We start from the raw sequence: 7,309 nt of genomic DNA, 5'->3' as shown, positions 1-7,309 counted from the left end.
AACACCTATTGAATCAACATTCTCATCAACAGAAATAACATCCGAATCATCAACACCTATTGAATCAACATTCTCATCAACAGAAATAACATCCGAATCATCAACATCGGAAACAGCAATAGTATCAGCCAAATCAGCAGCACTTACTGCACTTATAGCAATTAATGAAACAAATATTATTGAAATTAATAACAGGATTTTATTAATTTTTATAATATTATTACCTCCAATTCCTATGTTAAAAAATTTATAATATTTTGTCCACTCAAATAATTTTATAGAAATCCTTTAGATATATGTCCAATAAATCATCCAATTATTAACATTAATAAATATTAATAACCTTAATGAGTTATTATTATAAATTTAATGATTAATTTTATGTTAATTAAATTATATATAGATACCCTTATTAACTCAAAAATTTGTAAAAATTATTCCCCATTTTTAAGTGATTCAACCATGTCCAACTTTTTAATTTTACGTGAAAACATTAAATTTACAATTATCGATAAAGAAAATGTTATAATTGCTGTGAGCAAAAAGTTTGTAAGAGATATTTTAGGCACAACATAATATGAATCACCTGCTGATGCCCACATTGTCTTTAGGATATAATAACCTAAAGGAATGCCCAATACAAATCCAATTGTTGAAAACCATAAGTTTTGGGTTAACAGTAACCTTCGCAGAGTATCCGTTTTAAATCCTAAAACCTTCAGGGTTGCAATTTCCCTTTCAATTTCAATAAATGACAATAATCCCAAATTATAAAGTACAACAACAGACAAAAAAGATGCAAATATAATCAAAACATATATCAACACCCATGCAGCCAATATCATATTCTGCCACCCCTCCATCCGATATTCCATTGAACTGAATGACTTAATAGCAGAATAATTCTTATCAACAGGTTCGTTTGTCACAATAGTTGTCGGTGTATAATTTAAATCAAGATCCTGCAATTTTTCCTTAGACATGATAAGACCCTGAGAATTAGGATCTGCATGAATCCTATCTATTTTTGATTCAATCCATTTATTTGAATCCATCATATGCCATTTTATAGTGTCTCCAACTTTAACATCCAACATGTCTGCCATTTTCTGAGATATGGAAATTTCATCATCTTTTATTTTAATTTCATTCATATCAGAGTCGGTTGGAGTTACCAAATCAGTACCATCTAAAACTAAAAGATTGCCCGCCTTTTTAGTTGAGTTTGATTCTATTTCAATGACATCTTTCATAATCTCATCACCATTAACATCACTTGCCACTTCATCGATTGAAGATTGGCTGGCTCCATCATCTATAATCATTTCCGTTTCATAATGAGAAGTTTTATTAAATTCCCATACCATCAAATCATTAACTGAATCATGAAGTCCGAAAGCACATGTTAAAAGTGCAACACAACCCAATACCCCAATTATTGTCATCAATGCACGGAATTTATTTCTTTTGGCATCACGATAATTCCAACGTACATTAAAGGATAATTTACGCCAAATTTTCAATCGTTCTATGATTCCTGTTGAGGAAACCTTCGGCGCTCTTGGTTTAATGGACTGTGACGGTTTTTCATCTGAAATAACTTTAACCGAAAAATATGAAACAACCACTGACATTAAAACCATTAAAACAGCCATATAAATAAAATTCATACTCCAAGCATAATTCCATGAAGGCAATATAAACATTGAATCCATTATTGAATAAATGAACTTAGGCAAAATCATCGGCCCCAAAATCAAACCCAAAACAGACCCGATTAAAACCAACCAGAAACCATACGATAAATAATGCCAGATTATAGTGCTATTTTTAAATCCGTTAGCTTTTAAAATACCTATTTGATTTCTTTGATGAGTGATAATCCTTGTCATTGTTGTTAAAAGAATTAACATTGAAACTGCAATAAATACCATCGGGAAAACATCAGCCATCATTTTATGCAGACTGATTTGGTCTGAAAATAGACTAACGCTTGAATGTTGGGATCTTTCAAGAAATGTGATATAATAACCATCCAAACGATAATCCAGTATCTCATTGAAAGTGTCTGGACTTCCCTTAAATTTGACATTTAAAACATTATATGGCACTGTATCGCTTGGAAATGCCTCATAAGACAGATATGCAAAACCAATCTTTTTAAAATCAGGTAATACTGAATATGTCGATGCATGATAAACGTACTCCGGAGAGTAACCTACGCCCCTTATTACCTTATTGATTTTATAACCTTCAAATTCAAAGGAAATGTTGTCGCCAACCTTGAAGCCATTGGCATCCGCAAAACTTTTATCCAACCATACACCATTGGAATCATTAATGTCCAACGGTTCGCCTTCCACCAAATAAAACTTCGAAATCGTGTTGTTTTCTACAAAATGCAACGTAACATCGGGTTCATTTTTAATGACCGCTTCCGAATCCACTACAACCTGCCGCTCCATTTGTGTAGTTGCACCAAGCAAATACACCTGTTCCACGAACAAATCATTCAGGTATGGAGAATAAATCCAACCGTCTGCAAGATTTGTATCTTCATAAAATTGATTAACATTGGCTTCAAGACCAAGCGCCTCTCCACCGACACCCGTAAAAACAAAAACTCCCAAAAAAGCCATTAAAAAAATAGATATGAATTGTGTTTTATGCTTTTTGATGTCTCTTAACATCTTTTTACATAGCACACAATCACCATTCTAAATCCACAACCTTCTTTGGATTTTCATTAACAACAATATCCTCAATTTGACCGTTTTTAATTCTAATAACTTTATCGGCCGCTTCCGCAAGTATTGAATTGTGAGTTACAATTACGACAGTGGTATTCTGGTTATTGCTCATGTCTTGGAGCAGATTTAAAATTAGCACACCTGTTTTCGAATCAAGTGCTCCTGTCGGTTCATCACATAAAAGCATTGTAGGTTTTTTGGCTACAGCCCTTGCTATTGACACCCTTTGTTGTTCCCCACCGGATAATTGTGCAGGAAACTGATTTGCATGACCTTTCAGTCCAACTGAATCCAAAACTTCAAGTCCATCAATGTCCACATCCACAATATCCTTCATCAACTCGACATTTTCCAGTGCAGTCAAATTTGGAATAAGGTTGTAGAACTGAAATATGAAACCAACATTTTTAGCCCTATATTCAGTCAGCTGATTATCGTCAAAACTTTCAACATTTTGATTGTTTACAATAATCTGACCTGAAGTGACAGAATCCAAACCTCCCAAAAGGTTCAATAGTGTTGATTTACCAGCTCCGGACGGTCCGAGAATTACAACAAATTCTCCTTCATCAATTGAAAAATTTACGTCGTCCATAGCTTTTAATATGTGATTTCCTGATTTGTATTCCTTTACCACATTTTTAAATTCTATAATTGTACTCATCATATGTACTCTTTAATTAATTATACTTAAATTTTATTTTTTAGACATATGATATGAAAAATAGTAAATGATTAGATTTTATAGAAAACAACTTAATCAGATAAAAAATGGTTAAAAATAAAAAAAAGTAAGAAATAAAATTATTTCTTAATGGAAGCTATTGCGCTTTGTGCACCTTGTTTTACAAAACCGCTTTCATCATCAAGCAATTCTTCAAGTGCAGGAATAGCTTTTTCATCACCCAAGTTTCCAAGCGCCCATGCGGCTGCTCCTCTAACTCTCCAATCCTCATCAGCTAAAGTTTCAATTAAAGGATCAACAGCAGGTTCACCCATACGGCTTAAAGCTGTAGAAGCTTCCCTTCTTACCAATTTGTTGTTGTCTTTTAATGTTGCAATCAAAGCAGGAATTGCTTTTGGATCATTGAATGCACCAAGCAATGTTGCTGCATGCATTCTGATATTTTTCTTTCTGCTGGATAATGCGTCAATCAATGCATCCAAGGATTCATCTTTTCTTAATTCCAATTCACCAATAACATCTTCAACAACGAAGTCATCTTTATCATTTAATAACTCAATTAATTCATCGATACTTCTTTCCATTTTAATCCCTCTCCGATTCAACAAGGAAAATCTAACCTTATTTTTGTAGTTACTTATTATTATATTCATTGAGATATAAATATATTTCGATAGTATACGAACAAAATTTAATCTAACTTAAATAGAATAACATCAATATTATTAATAGTACAAAAAATTGTATTAAAGGTAACATGATGTATAATATTGCGATAATCAGTGGAGATGGAATAGGTAATGAAGTAATGGAATGTTGCGAGTATATGCTCGACAAACTGGACCTGAACTTCAGTTTCGAGTATGGAGAAGCAGGTTTTGAATGTTTCAACAAAAACGGAACAACGCTGCCCCAAGAGACTTTAAAAATAGCCAATAAAAGTGATGCAGTGCTGTTTGGAGCATCAACCTCAACACCAGGTCAACCTAGTCCAATCATAAACCTGAGAAAGGAACTTAATGTTTATGCAAACATCAGACCAATTAAATCATATAAAGGCGTGAAATGCCTTAGAGACGACATTGACTTCGTAATCGTGAGAGAAAACACCGAAGGTCTGTACTCCCAGGTGGAATACGGTGATGAAGACAAGATGATTGCAGAGAGAATCATTACCAAAAAGGCTTCAGAGAGAATTGCAAAGGCAGCATTTAACCTATGCATTAAAAGAGGACAGGACAAAGTCACCTGTGTTCACAAAAGCAACGTATTGAAAAAGACAGACGGTGTTTTTAAGGAAAGCTTTTACAACATTTCCAAACAATACCCTCAAATAAGAACAGAGGATTACTATGTGGATGCTATGGCAATGTATCTGATTACACAACCTCAAAACTTTGACGTTATAGTATCAAGCAACCTATTTGGAGATATATTGTCCGATGAAAGTGCTGGATTGGTTGGAGGTCTTGGCCTTGCACCATCAGGAAATATCGGAGACCACAACGGCTTATTTGAACCCGTGCATGGATCAGCTCCGGACATTGCAGGAAAAAACATTGCAAATCCATGCTCCATGATACTTTCCGCTTCAATGATGCTTGACTATTTGGGAGAATGGGAAAGTGCAAATGACATTAAAAATGCCGTGGAAAAGGTAATTGCAGAATGTAAGATAAGGACTCCCGACCTTGGAGGAAACTCAAGCACCATGGATGTTACAAAAGCTATTGTTAAGGAGTTAATCTAATGTTGAATATTACCACTTTTTTAGATGCCAATTCAAAACGTTTAGACAAAGATGTATTATACAACCCGACAACTGGAAACAAATATAATTCAGGAGAAATTCTATCAATCGTTTCCGAAATCGGTCGCCAGATTAAAGATTTTGGAATTGATAAAGGAGACAGAGTTCTGATATATTTAAACAATTCCGAAGAATACTTATTTTCACTTTTTGCAATCTGGAGAATAGGGGCAATAGCAATTCCTGCAAATAGAATTTTTACAGCAGCCGAACTTGAATACATCATCAGCGATTCAAAAGCCGAACTAATGATTACCGACAGCGATGCAAAAGGCATCATTGACATTGAAACATACATCCCCACAGACATTTCAAACTACAAAACAAAAGAGGTTTTGCCAGCGGAAAACACTGATTGGGATGATTTGTGCCAACTCCAATACACTTCAGGAACTACAGGCAAACCAAAAGGTGCAATGCTGACTCATGGAAATTACTTTACTGCAATCCACAATGAATGCGATGTACTGACCCTGAAACAAGATGACATATATCTTGGAATATATCCAATGGCTCATGTCGGCCTTTCATGGTCAATTGCTGCACTAAGAGCTGCAGCCTATTATATTCTAATCGAACAGTTCGATTTGGACGAATACCTGTCATTGTGTGAAAGTGAAAAGGTAACTGTATTAACTGGAATGCCACCAGTAATACACTCATTAACCACAATTGATAAAAGGGAACAGTTAAAAACCGTTCGCGAAATAATCTCAGGAGGAGGGCCTCTCCACAAAAAAATCTGGAAAGATTTCCACGAAACATATGGAATTCCAATCATCAACGCATACGGACTATCAGAAACAATTGTAATAGGAACAGGAACCGTAATCAGACCTGAAGATTATCGTGAAGCCGACAGATTTGAAAGTGTTGGCCATCCCGTCTGTTTTTCAGAAGTTAAAATCGTTGACGAAATCGACTCAACAATCGTTCTTGACAAATATGAACAGGGAGAAATCGCCTTGAGAGGACCTGCAATTGCAAAAGGTTACTGGGGAAATGAAGAAAAAACCAAAGCATCATTTTTGGATGATGGATGGTTTTTAACCGGAGATATTGGATATCTCGATGAAGATAACCGTTTGTTCATTACCGACCGTAAGAAAGACATGATTGTTATGAGCGGATGGAAAATCTATCCAACAGAAGTGGAAGAAGTATTAATCAAATATAGTGAAGTTAAAGAAATAGCAATTTTCAGCATCAATGACTGCCACAGAGGAGAAATACCCGTGGCAGCAGTCGTTTGGGAAAATGAATCTGATGAAGAAGGATTAATTGAATATGCGCGTAAAAACTTATCCAGATATAAGGTTCCCCGAAAAATATTTGCACTTGATGAACTTCCAAGGGTAAACGGCTGGAAATTACTTAGAAGAGAACTTAGAAAAATGTTTAAAAAATAGTAAAAAAAGAATAACTATGATTATTTAAAAATCATAGTTCCAATACCTTCAGTAGTAAAGACTTCCAAAAGCAAGGAGTGTTTTTTACGCCCATCAATAATGTGACAGGATTCAACACCATTTTCAATAGCCTTAACACAGGTTTCGATTTTTGGAATCATTCCACCAGAAATGACTCCCTCTTCAATCAAACCGGGAACCTCATCGATTCTGATTTTTTGAATTAGGGAATCCGGATCATTAGGATCTCTTAATACACCAGGAACATCAGTTAATATTATTAATTTTTCCGCTCCCATCGCACTTGCGACCTCACCTGCAGCAGTATCGGCATTCAAATTCAAACTGGTCCCATCCTTTGCAATACCTACAGGGGATATGACCGGAATATAATCGTTTTCCACAAACATTTCAAGCAAATCAGTGTTTATGCAGTCAACTTCACCGACAAGACCCAAATCAACGATTTCCTCATCAATCTTACTTACCGGCTTTTTATGTGCAAATATCAAACTTGAATCCTTTCCTGACAAACTGATTGCCTGACCGTCATGTTTGATGAGTTCTGAGACTATTTCAGTTGAAATTTTACCGACCAGAACCATTTCAATGATTTCCATGGTCTCTTCATCGGTTACTCTTAAACCTTTGATGA

6 protein-coding genes are annotated in these 7,309 nt (G+C 35.1%); 2 read left to right on the top strand and 4 right to left on the bottom strand.

What is annotated here, in order from left to right; genetic code table 11:
* Window positions 1–434 precede the first annotated feature (434 nt).
* The 3 genes from Q0W04_RS10115 to Q0W04_RS10105 all read right to left on the bottom strand — a co-directional run bounded on the left by Q0W04_RS10115 (window position 435) and on the right by Q0W04_RS10105 (window position 4,019).
* The gene (locus tag Q0W04_RS10115) at window positions 435–2,705 is read right to left on the bottom strand and encodes an ABC transporter permease (protein WP_298502871.1); all 2,271 of its coding nucleotides are present in this window, start codon (window positions 2,703–2,705) and stop codon (window positions 435–437) included.
* 4 nt (window positions 2,706–2,709) lie between these two features.
* Window positions 2,710–3,414, bottom strand: coding sequence for an ABC transporter ATP-binding protein (locus Q0W04_RS10110; protein ID WP_298502874.1), 705 nt, complete (start codon window positions 3,412–3,414; stop codon window positions 2,710–2,712).
* 140 nt (window positions 3,415–3,554) lie between these two features.
* Window positions 3,555–4,019, bottom strand: a complete 465-nt coding sequence (locus Q0W04_RS10105) for a HEAT repeat domain-containing protein (protein ID WP_298502868.1) — start codon at window positions 4,017–4,019, stop codon at window positions 3,555–3,557.
* A gap of 176 nt (window positions 4,020–4,195) precedes the next feature.
* On the opposite strand from Q0W04_RS10105, the gene aksF reads away from it, so the two are divergent.
* The gene (gene aksF / locus Q0W04_RS10100) at window positions 4,196–5,185 is read left to right on the top strand and encodes a homoisocitrate dehydrogenase (protein WP_298502866.1); all 990 of its coding nucleotides are present in this window, start codon (window positions 4,196–4,198) and stop codon (window positions 5,183–5,185) included.
* Window positions 5,185–6,654: a class I adenylate-forming enzyme family protein gene (locus tag Q0W04_RS10095; protein ID WP_298502865.1), complete on the top strand. Its 1,470-nt coding sequence runs from the start codon at window positions 5,185–5,187 to the stop codon at window positions 6,652–6,654. Before aksF ends, Q0W04_RS10095 begins: the two co-directional genes overlap by 1 nt.
* A gap of 20 nt (window positions 6,655–6,674) precedes the next feature.
* Here Q0W04_RS10095 and argB read toward each other — a convergent pair.
* Window positions 6,675–7,309 (bottom strand): acetylglutamate kinase (gene argB / locus Q0W04_RS10090; RefSeq protein WP_298502862.1); only part of this gene is annotated, 635 nt, incomplete at its 5' end.

Origin of the sequence: uncultured Methanobrevibacter sp., assembly GCF_947170395.1 — an archaeon.
In the GTDB taxonomy this organism is placed as follows: Archaea; Methanobacteriota; Methanobacteria; order Methanobacteriales; family Methanobacteriaceae; genus Methanocatella.
The sequence above is the reverse complement of the archived record's forward strand: the minus strand, read 5'-3'. Positions and strand labels throughout refer to the sequence as shown.